The sequence below is a fragment of the Pseudomonas sp. DWP3-1-3b3 genome (genome assembly GCF_049896305.1).
Classification (GTDB): domain Bacteria; phylum Pseudomonadota; class Gammaproteobacteria; order Pseudomonadales; family Pseudomonadaceae; genus Aquipseudomonas; species Aquipseudomonas azotoformans_A.
Map to the genome: position 1 here is coordinate 163629 of NZ_JAFCUA010000004.1, position 15861 is coordinate 179489.

11 protein-coding genes are annotated in these 15861 nt (G+C 61.9%); 8 read left to right on the forward strand and 3 right to left on the reverse strand.

What is annotated here, in order from left to right; translation table 11 throughout:
• Positions 1-37 precede the first annotated feature (37 nt).
• Positions 38-973 (reverse strand): LysR family transcriptional regulator, encoded by a 936-nt coding sequence (locus tag ACP7BX_RS13935; protein WP_016974062.1) that lies wholly within the window; start codon positions 971-973, stop codon positions 38-40.
• Positions 974-1124: 151 nt separating this feature from the next.
• On the opposite strand from ACP7BX_RS13935, the gene ACP7BX_RS13940 reads away from it, so the two are divergent.
• Positions 1125-2354, forward strand: coding sequence for an acyl-CoA dehydrogenase (locus tag ACP7BX_RS13940; RefSeq protein WP_016977420.1), 1230 nt, complete (start codon positions 1125-1127; stop codon positions 2352-2354).
• A gap of 113 nt (positions 2355-2467) precedes the next feature.
• Here the strand turns inward: ACP7BX_RS13940 and ACP7BX_RS13945 are convergent, their stop codons facing one another.
• Both ACP7BX_RS13945 and xthA read right to left on the reverse strand, forming a co-directional pair.
• Positions 2468-3799 carry a substrate-binding domain-containing protein gene (locus ACP7BX_RS13945; protein WP_426160609.1) on the reverse strand — a complete coding sequence of 444 codons (1332 nt, stop codon included), beginning with the start codon at positions 3797-3799 and terminating at the stop codon, positions 2468-2470.
• 95 nt (positions 3800-3894) lie between these two features.
• Positions 3895-4707 carry an exodeoxyribonuclease III gene (gene xthA / locus ACP7BX_RS13950; RefSeq protein ID WP_016977422.1) on the reverse strand — a complete coding sequence of 271 codons (813 nt, stop codon included), beginning with the start codon at positions 4705-4707 and terminating at the stop codon, positions 3895-3897.
• A gap of 169 nt (positions 4708-4876) precedes the next feature.
• On the opposite strand from xthA, the gene ACP7BX_RS13955 reads away from it, so the two are divergent.
• The 7 genes from ACP7BX_RS13955 (at position 4877) to ACP7BX_RS13985 (ending at position 15828) form a co-directional block, all read left to right on the forward strand.
• Positions 4877-5527 carry a GNAT family N-acetyltransferase gene (locus tag ACP7BX_RS13955; protein ID WP_016977423.1) on the forward strand — a complete coding sequence of 217 codons (651 nt, stop codon included), beginning with the start codon at positions 4877-4879 and terminating at the stop codon, positions 5525-5527.
• Positions 5528-5591: 64 nt separating this feature from the next.
• Positions 5592-7319 (forward strand): autotransporter assembly complex protein TamA, encoded by a 1728-nt coding sequence (locus tag ACP7BX_RS13960; protein ID WP_426160610.1) that lies wholly within the window; start codon positions 5592-5594, stop codon positions 7317-7319.
• Positions 7319-10990, forward strand: a complete 3672-nt coding sequence (locus tag ACP7BX_RS13965; RefSeq protein WP_426160611.1) for a translocation/assembly module TamB domain-containing protein — start codon at positions 7319-7321, stop codon at positions 10988-10990. The genes ACP7BX_RS13960 and ACP7BX_RS13965 overlap by 1 nt, the downstream gene beginning before the upstream one ends.
• Before the next feature lie 175 nt (positions 10991-11165).
• Positions 11166-11639 (forward strand): MarR family winged helix-turn-helix transcriptional regulator, encoded by a 474-nt coding sequence (locus ACP7BX_RS13970; protein WP_033903222.1) that lies wholly within the window; start codon positions 11166-11168, stop codon positions 11637-11639.
• Complete coding sequence (locus tag ACP7BX_RS13975; RefSeq protein ID WP_269131188.1) at positions 11636-13084, forward strand: efflux transporter outer membrane subunit; 1449 nt, start codon at positions 11636-11638, stop codon at positions 13082-13084. Before ACP7BX_RS13970 ends, ACP7BX_RS13975 begins: the two co-directional genes overlap by 4 nt.
• Positions 13085-13099: 15 nt before the next feature.
• Positions 13100-14299, forward strand: a complete 1200-nt coding sequence (locus ACP7BX_RS13980) for an efflux RND transporter periplasmic adaptor subunit (RefSeq protein WP_177002827.1) — start codon at positions 13100-13102, stop codon at positions 14297-14299.
• On the forward strand, positions 14299-15828 hold the full coding sequence (locus tag ACP7BX_RS13985; RefSeq protein ID WP_426160613.1) for a DHA2 family efflux MFS transporter permease subunit: 1530 nt from the start codon (positions 14299-14301) through the stop codon (positions 15826-15828). Before ACP7BX_RS13980 ends, ACP7BX_RS13985 begins: the two co-directional genes overlap by 1 nt.
• Positions 15829-15861: the final 33 nt, after the last annotated feature.

Below are 15861 nucleotides of genomic sequence, written 5' to 3' on the forward strand. Positions count from 1 at the left end.
GTCTTGGCGTTAAGCTAATGGCAGGTTGACGTTAACGTCAAGCCTGCTTGCCATCCAGTTTCTTCTCATGGGCCGTCACTTGCTGGCACAACTCGATCATCTGCTCGCGCATCCAGCGGTTCGCCGGGTCCTGGTCGGTGCTTTCGTGCCAGTACAGGTGGGTTTCCACCGGCGGCACGTCGTTGACCGGCAGGTTGAACCAATGCAATTCGTGGCGGCGGGCGAAGCGCTCGGGCACGGTCATGACCATGTCGGTTTGCTGCAAAACCTGCGAGGCCATCAAATAATGCTGGGAACGCAGGGCGATCTTGCGCTGCAGGCCCATCTTGCCCAGCGCCAGGTCCACATGGCCCAGGCCGTTACGGCGGCTGGAGATATGGATGTGGGTCAGCCCCAGGTAATCATCCAGAGTCAGCTTGTCCTTGCCCGCCAGCGGATGGCCCTTGCGCATCGCGCACACGTAGCGGTCTTCCATCAGCTTGACGTGACGTACCTGTGGGTCGGTGTTGAGCGGCGCGTCCACGGCAAAGTCCAGGCGCCCGGCGGCCAGTTCCTTGGTGGTTTCGCGGCGCTTGGAGAGGAAACTTTCGATCACCACCGTGGGCGCCAGGCGGCGCAGGCGCTGGAACAGCAGCGGCAGGATCACCGCTTCGGTGAGGTCGGTCATGCTGATGCGGTAGGTCTTGGCCGCCTGCTGCGGGTTGAAGATGCGGCTCTCTTGCACCGACACCCGCAGCAACGACAACGCATTGCGCACCGGCCCGATAATGTTCTGCGCCATGGGCGTGGGCACCATGCCTTGGGCGGTGCGCACGAACAGCGGGTCGTTGAATGTCTCGCGCAAGCGTGCCAGAGCGTTGGACACCGCCGGCTGGGTGATGCCGACAATCTGCCCGGCGCGGGTCAGGTTGGCTTCGGTGTAGATCGCGTCAAAGACGATAAACAGGTTGAGGTCGACCTTGCTCAGATTCATTTCGTAGCGCTCTTATTGTTAGGTGGCCATACGTCGATCATATATCGGTGATGAATGTTAATACACGCCGAGAATAGGCTAGGTAAATTATCAACGCTGTTCTAGCATCGATTGCATGACCTAAACAACCTCTCAGAGAAGGGAGCTGCTCATGGATTTCGCCTATTCGCCCAAGGTTCAGGAACTGCGTGAACGCGTCACTGCGTTCATGGACGCTTACGTTTACCCGGCCGAGCCGGTGTTCGAACGCCAGGTCAGCGAAGGCGACCGCTGGCAGCCCACCGCAATCATGGAAGAGCTGAAGGCCAAGGCTAAAGCCGAAGGCCTGTGGAACCTGTTCTTGCCGGAATCCGAGCTGGGCGCCGGCCTGACCAACCTTGAATACGCGCCGCTGGCTGAAATCATGGGCCGTTCGCTGTTGGGCCCAGAGCCGTTCAACTGCTCCGCCCCCGATACCGGCAACATGGAAGTGCTGGTGCGCTACGCCAACGAAGAACAGAAACAACGCTGGTTGCAGCCACTGCTGCGCGGCGAGATCCGCTCCGCGTTCGCCATGACCGAGCCGGATGTGGCGTCCTCGGATGCCACCAACATGGCCGCCCGCGCCGAGCGCCAGGGCGACGAGTGGGTGATCAATGGCAAGAAATGGTGGACCTCCGGCGCCTGCGACCCGCGCTGCAAGATCCTGATCTTCATGGGCCTGAGCAACCCGGACGCACCGCGCCACCAGCAGCACTCGATGATCCTGGTGCCGGTGGATACCCCCGGTGTGAAAATCGTGCGCCCGCTGCCGGTGTTCGGCTATGACGATGCGCCCCACGGCCATGCCGAAGTGCTGTTCGACAATGTGCGCGTACCCTACGAAAACGTGTTGCTGGGTGAGGGCCGTGGCTTTGAAATCGCCCAGGGCCGCCTAGGTCCAGGCCGTATCCACCATTGCATGCGTTCCATCGGCATGGCCGAGCGCGCGCTGGAATTGATGTGCAAGCGTTCCGTCAGCCGGACTGCATTCGGTAAGCCATTGGCGCGCCTGGGCGGCAATATCGACAAGATCGCTGACTCACGCATGGAAATCGACATGGCGCGCCTGCTGACGTTGAAGGCGGCGTACATGATGGACACCGTGGGTAACAAAGTCGCGAAAAGCGAAATCGCCCAGATCAAGGTGGTCGCGCCGAATGTGGCCTTGAAGGTGATTGATCGTGCGATCCAGATTCATGGCGGTGCAGGTGTTTCCAACGACTTCCCGCTGGCCTATATGTACGCCATGCAACGTACCTTGCGCCTGGCCGATGGCCCGGATGAAGTGCATCGGGCGGCGATTGGCAAGTTCGAGATTGGCAAGTACGTGCCTAAAGAACTGATGCGCAGCGGGCAATAAGACCGCGTCGCCTGCATCGCGGGCAAGCCCGGCTCCCACATTAGACGGCGTTCACCTGTGGGAGCCGGGCTTGCCCGCGATGAGGCCAGTTTGAACACTACAATCATCAAGGTTCAGTAGACCCAAACCTCCACCCGCCGATTCTTGATCCGCCCTTCATCCGCCGTATTCGCCGCCACCGGCATCTGCGCGCCAAACCCGCGGATATCGCGCAATACCACACCGTTCTTGACCAGTTCCCGGCGTACCGCCATTGCCCGCAGCTTTGACAGTAACGCTGCCCGCTGCGGATCGTTCTTGGCATCGCCAAAGCCCACCAGCGTCACCTGCTTATCCAGCTTGGCGTGGCTTTTGAGGTACGCCACCACCCGCTGCAAATCCTGGCGGGCCTTGTTGTCCAGGCTGGCGCTGCCTTCCTCGAAACGAAAATTCACCGTCAGGCGTTGGGCATCCCGCGTAATCGCTTGATAGTCATCAGGCATCGACGTACGTGGCTCCACGGCCATCGCCTGCACCTGCTGGGCGATAAAGCCATTGGCGGCCACGATTGCCTGGCCTTTGCTGCTCTGGCTGAAGTCCACCAACGCCTTGGCCCAGGGATTGCGACTCGATGGCGGCCAGTAAAAGAACAGCCGACGTGACAGCGGATAATCTTCGGTCGCAATCAGGCTGTTCAACGGCAACATGGGTTGCGAGTCGCCATCCACAATGGCCACCGCCTTGGCCTGGCGGACGTAGGGCAGGCCGATAAAGCCAATGCCTTGGGGGTCCTGGCTGACCGCGTCGGACAATTGCTCGCTGGACTCGAAACGCTTGGCGCCTGGCGCGAGCGGTTTGCCACGCAGGCGCAGTACCAGTTCCTTGAAGGTGTCGTAGGTGCCGGATTGGTCATCCCGCGCATACAGGTGAATCGGCCCGCCGACGCCTCCGAGCGCCTCCCAGGTTGCGACCTCGCCATTGAAGATCTGCGCCAGTTGCTCGGTATTCAGGGTGTTCAGCGGGTTTAGCGGGTGGAGGATGATGGCCAGGCCATCGATGGCGATCACCTGTTCGGCTTCGGGGCTTTTCAGGTCGCCCAAGGGCTCGAGGTCAACCAGTTCGCTGTCTTTGATCGGGCGCGATGAAGCCGCCAAGTCCGCGGTGGATTTTTTTAGCGCCGTGAAGCCGGTACTTGATCCGTGAGCGGCGACTTCGATGATCACCGTCTTGCCTTGGCGCGTCTTGCCGATCACGCGCTGTTCATTGGCACCCTCGGCCGGTTCGCTGTGCACCGCCTGCAAACCCTGATGCTCCATCAAGCCCTTGACCAATGCCGGGCCAAGCGCTGCGCCAATGGTATTGGAGCCTTGGATGCGCAGGGCAGGACCTTGATCAGGAACGGGGAGGGGAGCGGCCACAGCGACGAGGGGAAACAGCACCAGCAGGAACAGAACGCGCAGCCTCATGCCGGCACCTTCTCAAGCCAAAGGGAGTGCCGCGAGAATAAGTCAGGCAGGTTGCATAAATATGACGGGGCCGAGGATTCGGCCCCGTCAGGGGATCAGCTCAGTTCCAGCCAGATCGGCGCATGGTCCGACGGCTTTTCCAGGCCGCGCAATTCGTAGTCCACCCCGGCATCCTTGACCCGCGACAGCAGGCCATTGGAGGCCAGGATCACGTCGATGCGCAGGCCGCGCTTGGGTTCGTCCTCAAAGCCACGGCTGCGGTAGTCGAACCAGCTGAAGCGGTCTGCAACCTCTGGGTTGAGGTGACGGAAGCTGTCCACCAGGCCCCAATTTTTCAGGCGGGCCATCCACTCGCGCTCTTCCGGCAGGAAGCTGCATTTGCCGGTCTTGAGCCAGCGCTTGGCGTTGTCGGCACCAATGCCGATGTCGATGTCTTCCGGGGAGATGTTGATGTCGCCCATCACCACCAGCGCCTGGTCATTGCTGAACTGGCTCTCCAGCAACTGTTGCAGGTCTTCGTAGAAACGCTGCTTGGCCGGGAACTTGGTGGGGTGGTCGCGGCTTTCGCCCTGGGGGAAGTAACCGTTCATGATGGTGACCGGTTGGCCGTTCTCATCGGCGAAGGTGCCCCAGATAAACCGGCGCTGGGCGTCTTCTTCGTCGCTGGCGAAGCCTTTGTGCAGGCTCAACGCCGGCTGGCGCGAGAGCAGGGCCACACCGTAGTGACCTTTTTGGCCGTGGTAGTACACGTGATAGCCAAGGGCCTGTACTTCGGCGAGTGGGAACTGGTCATCGTGGACCTTGGTTTCCTGCAGGCCGATCACGTCGGGCTGGTGCTTTTCAATCAGCGCCGCCAGCTGATGAGGGCGGGCGCGCAGCCCGTTGATATTGAAGGAGACGATTTTCATGGTCGGCAGTCCAGTCCTGGCAAAAGGGCGATGCTAGCGGACAAGTCGGACGGGGGCCAGCGTGGCGGTAGGGCAGTTGCACTGCTAATGTCTGGGAACGACTGGTGCTGTGTAGGTTCGTACCCATAAGAACGTGGCCTTTTGAGCCGCGCCCAGGGAGATTGACGGTATGCCGGACACTTCAACTGCAACTGCTGAAATTCGCCTGCTCAACAGCGGCTATTCCCGCGAAGCCCGTTCCTTGCTGTATCAGGCTTATCGGCATGAGCCGACGTTCGCCTACATCTTCGAAGCCGAGCGTCCTGGCTATGAACAGCGGGTACGCGCCACCGTGCGTGAGCTGGTCAAGCAGCACTTCTTTCAGAAACTGCCGGCCATTGGTCTGTTCGTCAACGACCGGCTGATCGGCATCGCTTTGATCGCGCCACCGCAGCGGCGCCTGGGGATTACCGAAAGCTGGGCCTGGCAACTGCGCATGTGGTTGAGCACGGGCGTGCGCGGTACGCGACGCTACCTCGACTACCATCACGCCGTGCTGGCGTGCCTGCCCAGTGAGTCGGTGCATGTGCTGCCGTTGCTGGGCATTCACCCGCAATTCCAGGGCAAACACTACGGCGAGCAGTTGCTGGAGGCCGTGCACAACTGGTGCGCCGAAGACCCGCATTCGTCTGGCGTGGTGCTGGACACGGGCAACTCACGTTATCTGGAGTTCTATAAGCGTCAGGGCTATGAGGAAATCGGTGAAGTCGCTGTAGGACCTGTCCTGGAGCATGTGTTTTTTCACCCCAATCCCCAGTCGTTACATGCTGCAACGGCTTAGTACAGAATTATTCAGACATTTCCGAGTTCAAAGAGGCTCCCCAGGTCGTGTAGCATCCGCGCCTATGAAGTTTCCAGGAAAATTTACCAGCGGCTTGATTCTGCTGTTCACAAGCTGCGGCGCCTTGGCGCAAAGCGAACTGGACGTGCGGATCAAACCCTCAAACGACGCGTTGAAAGCCAACATCGAAGGCTATATCGGCGGGGTGGGCGATCGTGATGAAGAAGCCTTGCTGCGGTTCAGCCGTGGCGCCGAGGAGCAGGCGCGCAAAGCCGCCCAGGCCCTAGGCTTCTATCAGCCACAGATCGAAAGTGACGTGAAGGGCGGCAAGAACCCGCGCCTGATCCTCACCATCGACCCCGGCGAACCGGTGCATTTGCGTAACGTGACCATTCGGGTCGACGGCCAGGCCGCCGACCTCAAGGCCTTTCGCGTGCCCGTCAGCAACGACCTCAAATCCGGCGCCGTGCTCAATCACGGCCATTACGAAGACGCCAAGCGTCTGATCCAGAACCAGGCCTCGCGCTACGGCTTTTTCAGCGGGCGCTTCACCAGCCAGAAACTCGCGGTAGACCCGCAAGCTGGCGTCGCCGATATCGAACTCATCTACGACAGCGGCCCGCGCTACACCCTTGGCAAAGTCAGCTTTGCTGGCGATACGCCATTTGACGAAGACCTGCTGCAACGCATGGTGCCGTTCAAAAGTGGCACGCCCTACGACTCCGAACTGATCGCCGAGCTCAACCAGAACCTGCAAGGCAGTGGTTTCTTCGAAGGCGTGCGCGTGGACGCTGCTCCCGCCGCCTCAACCAATGACATCATCCCGGTGGCCGTGCGCCTGGAGACCCGCAAGCCGCGTACCATGGGGCTTGGCCTGGGTTTTTCCACCGACGTCGGCCCGCGCGGCAAAGCCAACTGGACCCGCCACTGGGTCAACCCCCAGGGCCACAGTTATGGCTGGGAAGCCGAGCTGTCGGCGCCCCGGCAGAACGTCGGCCTGTGGTACGACATCCCGCTCGACCCACCGCTCACCGATAAGCTGCGTTTTGCGGGTGGCTACCAGAACGAAGAAATCGCCAACACTGATACGGTCAGTAAGTTGCTGACCCTCGGCCCTGAATGGCACAGCAAGTTGCCCAGCGGCTGGACCCGGGTGATTTCGCTCAAGTACCAGCGCGAAGAATACCGTCTGGGCAATGACTCCGGCCTGAGTAACTTGGTGATGCCGGGCGTCAGCTATTCCTACCTGCGCAGCGACAACCGCATCGACCCGCACAACGGCTACCGCCTGCAATTCGACACCAAGGTCGCCAAAGAAGGCCTGGGTTCCGACACCAACCTGCTTTATGGCACGGCCATGGTCAAAGGCCTGACCACCTTGTGGGACAACCACCGCTTTCTCGCCCGTGCGCAGGTGGGCGGCAGTGCCACCAACGGTTACAAATCGGTGCCGCCGTCGCTGCGCTTCTTTGCCGGTGGTGACCAGAGTGTGCGGGGCTACGAGTACCAGACGCTGTCGCCCGAGAACGACCGCGGTGATCGCATCGGTGGCCGTTACATGGTGGCCCTGAGCGCCGAGTATCAATACTCCATCGCCGAGAAATGGCGGATCGCAACCTTTATCGACCAGGGCAACTCATTCAATACCCTGGAAATGCCCAGCCTCAAAACCGGCGTCGGTGTGGGTCTCCGCTGGGTTTCGCCGGTCGGCCCGATCCGCCTCGACCTGGCCCATGCCCTCGAAGATCCGGGCGGCATTCGATTGCACTTTTCCATGGGGCCTGAGCTGTGATGCGTGGTGTGAAAATAGCGGGGCTGGCCGTGGTGGCCATCCTTGCCGTGCTGTTGTTGGCACTGTGGACGGTGCTCGGCACCCAGGCGGGCAGCCGCTGGGCGTTGGGCCGTGTACCGGGGTTGACGGTCGAAAATTTCCAGGGGCATCTGGGTGGCCAATGGAGCGCCGACCATTTGCTGTGGCAGCAGGACAGCAGCCGCGTCGAACTCAAGGCCCCCACCTTTGATTGGTCGCCGGCGTGCCTGTTGCGCATGACGCTGTGCATCAATCAACTGGATGTGGAACAGGTCAGCCTGCAATTTCCACCGAGCACCGAAGAAAGCAGCGGTCCGCTCCAACTGCCGGATTTGAAACTGCCGGTAGCCATCCAGTTGGGCGACGTTCGCGTTGGTAGCCTTCTGTTTAATGGCAGCGAAGAACTCAAGGGGCTTCAACTTGCGGCGCATTGGACGGCGGCCGGTCTGCAGATCGACTCGGTACACCTGCAACGGGATGACCTGGTGCTGGACCTCGCCGGCCTGCTGCAACCCACCGGCGACTGGCCATTGAGCGTCACCGGTAACCTGAGCCTGCCCTATGCACCGGGCGGCGCAGCGTGGAAGGTGGCGCTCAAGGTTGAAGGCGACCTGCTCAAGACCCTCAAGCTCGACGCCGACAGCAGCGGTTACCTGCCAGCCAAGCTCACGGGCGAACTGCAACCGCTGGCGGACAACCTTCCAGCCCAGGTGCACATCACCGCAGACGGCTTCAAGCCGAGTGCTGATCTGCCTGACACCCTGCAACTCAATCAACTCGACCTCACCGCCAAAGGTGACCTGAGCCGCGGCTACCAACTGCTGGGCAAGGCCGTGCTGCCTGCGGAAAAAGGTCCGGTGGACTTGCTGCTGCAAGGTCGGGTCGACGCCAAGGGGGCGCAGATCGCCGGTCTGGACCTGAATGCCGGTGACAAACAAAGCCTCAAGCTGACGGCCCAATTGGATTGGCAACAGGGCTTCAGCGCCGACGCCAAGATCGACTGGCTGGACTTCCCATGGCATCGCCTTTACCCGGTGATCGACGAGCCACAAGTCGCGCTGCGTACTTTCAATGGTGAGATTTCCTACAAGGACGGCAACTACCTGGGCAACCTCAAGGCCGACCTCGACGGCCCGGCGGGCAAGTTCAATGTGGTCACGCCGTTCAGTGGCGATCTCAAGCAAATCTTCCTGCCTGAGCTGAAACTCACTGCTGGCCAGGGCAAGGCCGAAGGCCACCTGAACCTGCAATTTGCCGACGGCATTGCCTGGGACACCGCGCTGGACCTGTCGGCGCTGAACCCGGCGTACTGGGTCGCAGAACTGCCGGGCACCCTGGCCGGGCCACTACGTAGCAAGGGCGAGTTCAAGAACGAGCAACTCAAACTGAACGCCGACCTCGACCTCAAGGGCCGCCTGCGTGGGCAAACCGCTGTGTTGGCGGCCAAGGCGGAAGGTGCGGGCGAGCAGTGGACGCTGGCCAACCTGGATATCCGCCTGGGTGACAACCGCATCAACGGCAGCGGCAGCCTGCAACAGCGGTTGGCTGGGCAGATTGATATCAAGTTGGCGCGCCTGGCCCAGCTCTGGCCGCAATTGCGCGGGCAGGTCAACGGTCGACTCGACGTGGCCGGCAGCCTAAACGCCCCCCAGGGCAAGCTCGCTCTCAAGGGCCAGCAACTGGCATTTGCCGATAACCGCCTGCAAAACCTCACCCTCGACGCCAGCCTGGACAGTGCCCAGCGCGCCAAGATCGACCTGAAAGGCAGCGGCATCCAATCCGGTGACACCCAGATCGGCACCCTGACCGCCAGCGCCCAGGGCGATATCAAGCAGCAGAAAGTCCAACTGGACCTGGCCGGGCCGCTGGTCAAGCTCGCCCTCGCGTTGGATGGCAACCTCGACAAAGGCAACTGGCGCGGGCGCCTGGCCAGCGGCGATGTCCAAGCCGGCGGCCAGGACTGGAAGCTGCAAGCCCCGGCGAAAATCGAACGCATGGCCGATGGCAAGCTGACATTTGCCGCGCACTGCTGGGTGTCCGGCCCGGCGAGCCTGTGCGGCGAAGACCAGCGCCTGATGCCCGAACCGAAGCTGCGTTACCACCTCAAGCAATTCCCCATCGACAGCCTGGCGGCGTTCCTGCCCAAGGATTTCGCCTGGCAGGGCAAGCTCAACGCCGACCTGCAACTGGACCTGCCCGACAGCGGCCCCAAAGGCGTGGTCGCGGTGGATGCCAGTGGCGGCACCTTGCGCGTCAAGGACAAGGATCAGTGGCTGGACTTCCCCTACGACACGCTAAAGCTGGAAACCACCCTCAACCCCAAGCGTATCGACACGCAGCTGAGTTTCCGTGGCGGCAAGCTAGGCGAATTGATGGTGCAGGCGCAGATCAACCCGTTGCCGAAGAACAAGCCGATTACCGGCAATTTCAGCCTGGTCGGCCTTGATCTCGCGGTGGCGCGGCCGTTTGTGCCGATGGTGGAAACCCTCAGCGGCAAGCTCAATGGCAACGGGCGTATCTCCGGGGGGCTGTTGGCACCTCAGGTCAACGGTAACGTGAACCTGGTGGGCGGCGAGATTTCCGGTCCGGAACTGCCCATCAGCCTGGAAGGTTTGAATGTGCAGGCGCTGATTGCCGGTGAAAGCGTGCAGCTCAACGGTGGCTGGCGTAGTGGCAAGGCCGGGCAGGGCAGCCTCAAGGGCCAGATCGACTGGGGCCAGGCGCTGGTGGTGGACCTCAGCCTGCAAGGCTCGCAACTGCCGGTCACGGTGGAACCCTACGCGGTGCTGGAAGTGGCGCCCGACCTGAAAATCAGCCTGAAGAACGACAAGCTGGCCATCGCTGGCAAAGTGCACATCCCACGCGGCGATATCACCGTACGCGAACTGCCGCCGTCCACCGTCAAGGTCTCGGATGACACGGTGATCATCGGCAGCCAGACCGAAGAGGGCAAGCCGCCGATGGCGATGGCGATGGACATCGACGTGGTGGTGGGTGAAGACAAGCTCAACTTCTCGGGATTCGGCCTCACCGCCAAGGTGCAGGGCCAGGTGCATATCGGCGACAACATGGACACCCGTGGCGAGCTGTGGCTCAACGATGGGCGTTACCGCGCCTACGGCCAGAAGCTGGACGTTCGTCGTGCGCGGTTGCTGTTTGCCGGGCCGTTGGACCAGCCGTACCTGGACATTGAAGCGATCCGCAAGACCGACGATGTGATCGCCGGTATCCGCCTGAGCGGCAGCGCCGAACAGCCCACTACGCAGATCTTCTCCGAACCGGCGATGAGCCAGGAACAGGCACTGTCCTACCTGGTGCTCGGGCGGCCGCTGAGCACCACCGGTGAAGACAACAACATGCTGGCCCAGGCGGCGTTGGGCCTGGGGTTGATGGGCAGCGCCGGGGTGACGTCGGACCTGGCGAAGAACCTGGGCATCCAGGACTTTGAGCTCGACACCCAGGGCAGCGGCAACAACACCGCCGTGGTGGCCAGCGGCAAGATCACCGAGAAACTCAGCCTGCGGTATGGGGTGGGGGTGTTCGAACCGGCCAGTACGATCGCCTTGCGCTACTTGTTGAGCAAGAAGGTGTATCTGGAAGTGGCCAGTGGTGTGGCCAGTTCCCTGGATATCTTCTACAAACGCGATTTCTAAACCTTACTCGGTAAAAAATGTGGGAGCGGGCATGCCCGCTCCCACATTTGCTTGCATTCAAAACCGCTCATCGCGCAATTACCAAGCAAGCTAATAATTCCATTTGACATTCGCTGCCTAAGCAGTAACATCTTGTCATACATTCACTGCCTAGGCAGTAATAAGGTGACTTCCGATGCCCCACTTCACCCCTGACAGTTTTCGCAACTGCCACCTTGGCCTGCTTCTGGGTCGGGCGGCGCTGCTCAAGGACCGCATTATCGACACCCATATGGAGCCGCACGGTGTAACCGCCGCGCAGTTCAAGGTGTTGATCATCATTGCCCAGTTCGACGTCGATACCCCGGCGGAGCTGTGCCGCAACCTGTCCCTGGACAGCGGTTCCATGACCCGCATGCTCGACCGCCTGGAACAGAAGGGCCTGTTGGCACGCCAGCGTTCCGAGCAGGACCGGCGCCAGGTGCGGCTGGTGCTCACCGAAGACGGCCAGCGCCTGGCGGACATGCTGCCGCACATCGGTGCGCAGTCGATGAACGAACTGGCCGGCGCCCTGGAGCCCGGCGAGTTGCAAACCCTGGAACGCATCCTCAAGAAAATTCTGGTAGCTGCCGGTGACGCCATCGTCATCCAGCGGGTAGGTAATGAATGAACAGACGCGCACTTAGCCTGGTGCTGGTGGCCATGAGCATGGCCGGTTGCGCCAACTACAGCGGCCTCGACACCCAAGGCCAACGCCTCGACGCGGCCAGCCTGCAAACCGGCAAGACGTTGAGCGGCGTGACCTTGTCGAGCGCGGCCTGGCCCAGCGCCGATTGGTGGAAAAGCCTGGGCGACCCACAGCTCGACGGCCTGATCCAGGAAGCCCTGCAGAACAGCCCCGACATGCAAGTCGCCAGCGCCCGTGCCCATCAGGCTGAAGCCGCTGCCTATGCCGCCAACGCCGAGCGCATGCCGACCCTGGATGCCAGCGCCGGTGTGACACGCTCGCGCCTGGCCAAAGACCAGGACCCACGGGGCGAAGGCGATGCCTACTCCACCGTGCGCAACATCGGCGCCAGCTTCAACTACAACTTCGACCTCTGGGGCGGCCAGCGGGCCGCCTGGGAAGCGGCGTTGGGCGAGGCGCGTGCCGCCCAGGTCGATCAACAGGCCGCGCGCCTGACCCTGGCCGCCAACGTGGCCAAGGCCTACAGCGACCTGGGCCAGGCCCATATCGTGCGGGACTTGGCCAACGACGACCTCAAGCGCACCCGGCAGATGCTCGACCTGGGCCAGCGCCGCCTGAACTCGGGTATCGACAGCCACTATCAGTACCAGCAGACCGAAAGCCTGGAAGCCAGCTCACAGTCGCAACTGATCGACGCGGAAAAACAGCTGCAAAGCGCCAAGATCGCCTTGGCAGTGTTGCTCGGCAAAGGCCCGGACCGTGGCAGTGAACTGGCTCGGCCCAATGTGCTGAAACCCAGTGCTGTCGCCGTGCCCTCGGTGCTGCCCGCTGAGCTGCTGGGCCGTCGCCCAGACCTGATCGCCGCGCGCTGGCGCGTGGAGGCAGCCGGCAAGAATATCGATGCGAGCAAGACCCGCTTCTACCCCAACCTCAACCTGAGCGCGAGCGCCGGGGCCGAGTCGTTGCTGGGGGATGCGATGTTTGGCTCGGCCAGCCGCTTCTTCAACATTGCGCCGACGATCTCGCTGCCGATCTTTGACGGCGGCCGCCTGCGCGCCGACCTCGATGCCCGCGACGCCGACTACGACCTGGCCGTGGCGCAGTACAACAAGACCCTGGTGCAAGCCCTGGGCGATATCGGCAACACCCTTTCACAACTGCGCGACACCGGCCGGCAGATCCAGGCCCAGCAACATGCCGCGGACATTGCCCAGCAGTCCTACGACACTGGTGTGCAGCGCTACAGCTCCGGCATCGGCAACTACCTGGATGTGCTCAGCATCGAGCAACAATTGCTGCAGGCCCAGCGCCAGCTGGCGACGCTGAATGCCGCGCAGATCGATCTGTCGATTCAATTGATGCAGGCCCTGGGTGGCGGATACGACGCCAGGAACATGGCCGCGACCACCCCCGCCCGCTCGGAATAATTTGAGGTATTTGTCATGGCCACTGCCGAAAACACTAACGCAACTGAACAACCCCAGGACAACAACCCCCGCAAACGCAAAGTGATGCTGATCGGCCTGGCGCTGATCGTCATCCTGGCGGTGGTGGGCGTTTGGGGCTGGTATGAACTCTACGGCCGCTTCAACGAGAGCACCGACGACGCCTACGTGAATGGCAACGTGGTGGAGATCACCCCGCTGGTCACCGGCACTGTGGTCAGCATCGGCGCCGATGATGGCGACCTGGTCCACGAAGGCCAGGTGCTGGTCAACTTCGACCCGAACGACGCCGCCGTCGGCCTGCAAAGCGCCCAGGCCAACCTGGCCCGTACCGTGCGCCAGGTGCGCGGCTTGTACAGCAACGTCGACGGCATGAAGGCCCAGGTCAACGCACAGAAAGCCGACGTGCAAACCGCTCAGGACAACTTCAACCGCCGTAAAACCCTGGCCCAGGGCGGGGCGATTTCCCAGGAAGAACTGTCCCACGCCCGTGACAGCCTGACCGCCGCTAAAAACGCGCTGACCAACCTTGAGCAGCAACTGAAAACCACCAACGCATTGGTGGATGACACCGTGATCTCGTCCCATCCGGACGTGCAGGCCGCCGCCGCGCAATTGCGTCAGGCCTACCTGACCAATGCGCGCAGCACCTTGATTGCACCGGTCACCGGCTACGTGGCCAAGCGCACCGTGCAACTGGGCCAGCGTGTGCAACCGGGCACCGCGTTGATGGCGGTGATCCCGCTGAACCAGCTGTGGATCGACGCCAATTTCAAGGAAACCCAGCTGCGCGACATGCGTATCGGCCAGCCAGTAGACATCGAGTCGGACATCTACGGCAGCGACGTGAAATTCAGCGGCACCATCGACAGCCTCGGTGCGGGCACGGGCAGCGCATTTGCCCTGCTGCCGGCGCAGAACGCCACCGGTAACTGGATCAAGATCGTGCAACGGGTGCCGGTGCGCATCCATATCAATGCCGATGAGCTGGCCAAGCACCCGCTGCGCGTAGGCTTGAGCACCCTGGTCAACGTCGATTTGCACGACCAGAGCGGCCCGGTGTTGGCGCAACAGGCGCCGCAGAAAGCTTCGTTCACCACTAACGTGTATGACCGCCAACTGGCTGAGGCCGACGCCATGATCACCCAGTTGATCCATGACAACAGCCTCGCCGCGCCCAAGGCTGTGCAACGCTGATGAGCAATAACGCCTCCTTCACGCCACCCAGCCTGTTGATGGCCACTATTGGCCTGTCGCTGGCGACCTTCATGCAGGTGCTCGACACCACCATCGCCAACGTGGCGTTGCCGACCATTTCCGGCAACCTTGGCGTGAGTTCGGAGCAGGGCACCTGGGTCATCACCTCGTTCGCGGTGAGCAACGCGATTGCCTTGCCGCTGACCGGCTGGCTGAGCCGCCGCTTTGGCGAGGTGAAGCTGTTCCTGTGGGCGACCATGCTGTTTGTGCTGGCGTCGTTCCTGTGCGGTATTTCCACGTCGATGCCCGAACTGATCGCCTTTCGGGTCATACAAGGCCTGGTGGCCGGGCCGTTGTACCCGATGACCCAGACCCTGCTGATCGCGGTCTATCCGCCGGCGAGGCGCGGCATGGCCCTGGCGTTGCTCGCGATGGTTACGGTGGTGGCGCCGATTGCCGGGCCGATCCTCGGCGGCTGGATTACGGACAGTTACAGCTGGCCGTGGATCTTCTTCATCAACGTACCGATCGGCATCTTCGCGGTGATGGTGGTGCGGTCCCAACTGAAGAAACGCCCCGTGGTCACCAGCCATCAGCCGATGGACTACGTGGGGCTGTTGAGCCTCATCGTCGGCGTCGGCGCCTTGCAGATCATCCTCGACAAAGGCAATGACCTGGACTGGTTCGAATCCAACTTCATCATCATCGGTGCGGCGATTTCGGTGATTGCCCTGGCGGTGTTCATCATCTGGGAACTCACCGACAAACACCCGGTGGTCAACCTGAAGCTGTTCGCCTACCGCAACTTCCGCATCGGCACCATTGTGCTGATCCTGGGTTATGCGGGCTTCTTCGGTATCAACCTGATCCTGCCGCAATGGCTGCAGACCCAGATGGGCTACACCGCCACTTGGGCGGGGTTGGCGGTGGCGCCGATTGGTATCCTGCCGGTGTTGATGTCGCCGTTCGTGGGCAAATACGCGCACAAGTTCGACCTGCGGCTGCTGGCGGGCCTGGCGTTCCTGGCGATTGGCCTGAGTTGCTTCATGCGCGCCGGCTTCACCAATGAAGTGGACTTCCAGCACATCGCCCTGGTGCAGTTGTTCATGGGCATCGGCGTGGCGCTGTTCTTCATGCCGACCCTGAGCATCCTGATGTCCGACCTGCCGCCGCACCAGATTGCCGATGGCGCTGGCCTGGCCACCTTCCTGCGGACCTTGGGCGGTAGTTTTGCGGCGTCGCTGACCACTTGGATCTGGATCCGTCGGGCGGACCAGCACCATGCGTACATGAGCGAAAACATGACCACCTACGACTCCGCCACCCGCGATGCGTTGCAGGCGCTGGGCGGGGCAGGGCACAAGGCGTATGCGCAGTTGGATCAGATTCTCACCAGCCAGGCGTACATGATGTCCACCGTGGACTACTTCACGTTGCTAGGGTGGATGTTCATGGGGTTGATGTTGCTGGTGTGGTTGGCGAAGCCGCCATTTACCGCGAAAGCGGGGCCTGCGGCTTCTGGCCACTAACTGGGAGGTTGACCCTGCTTTTGTGGTGAGCGG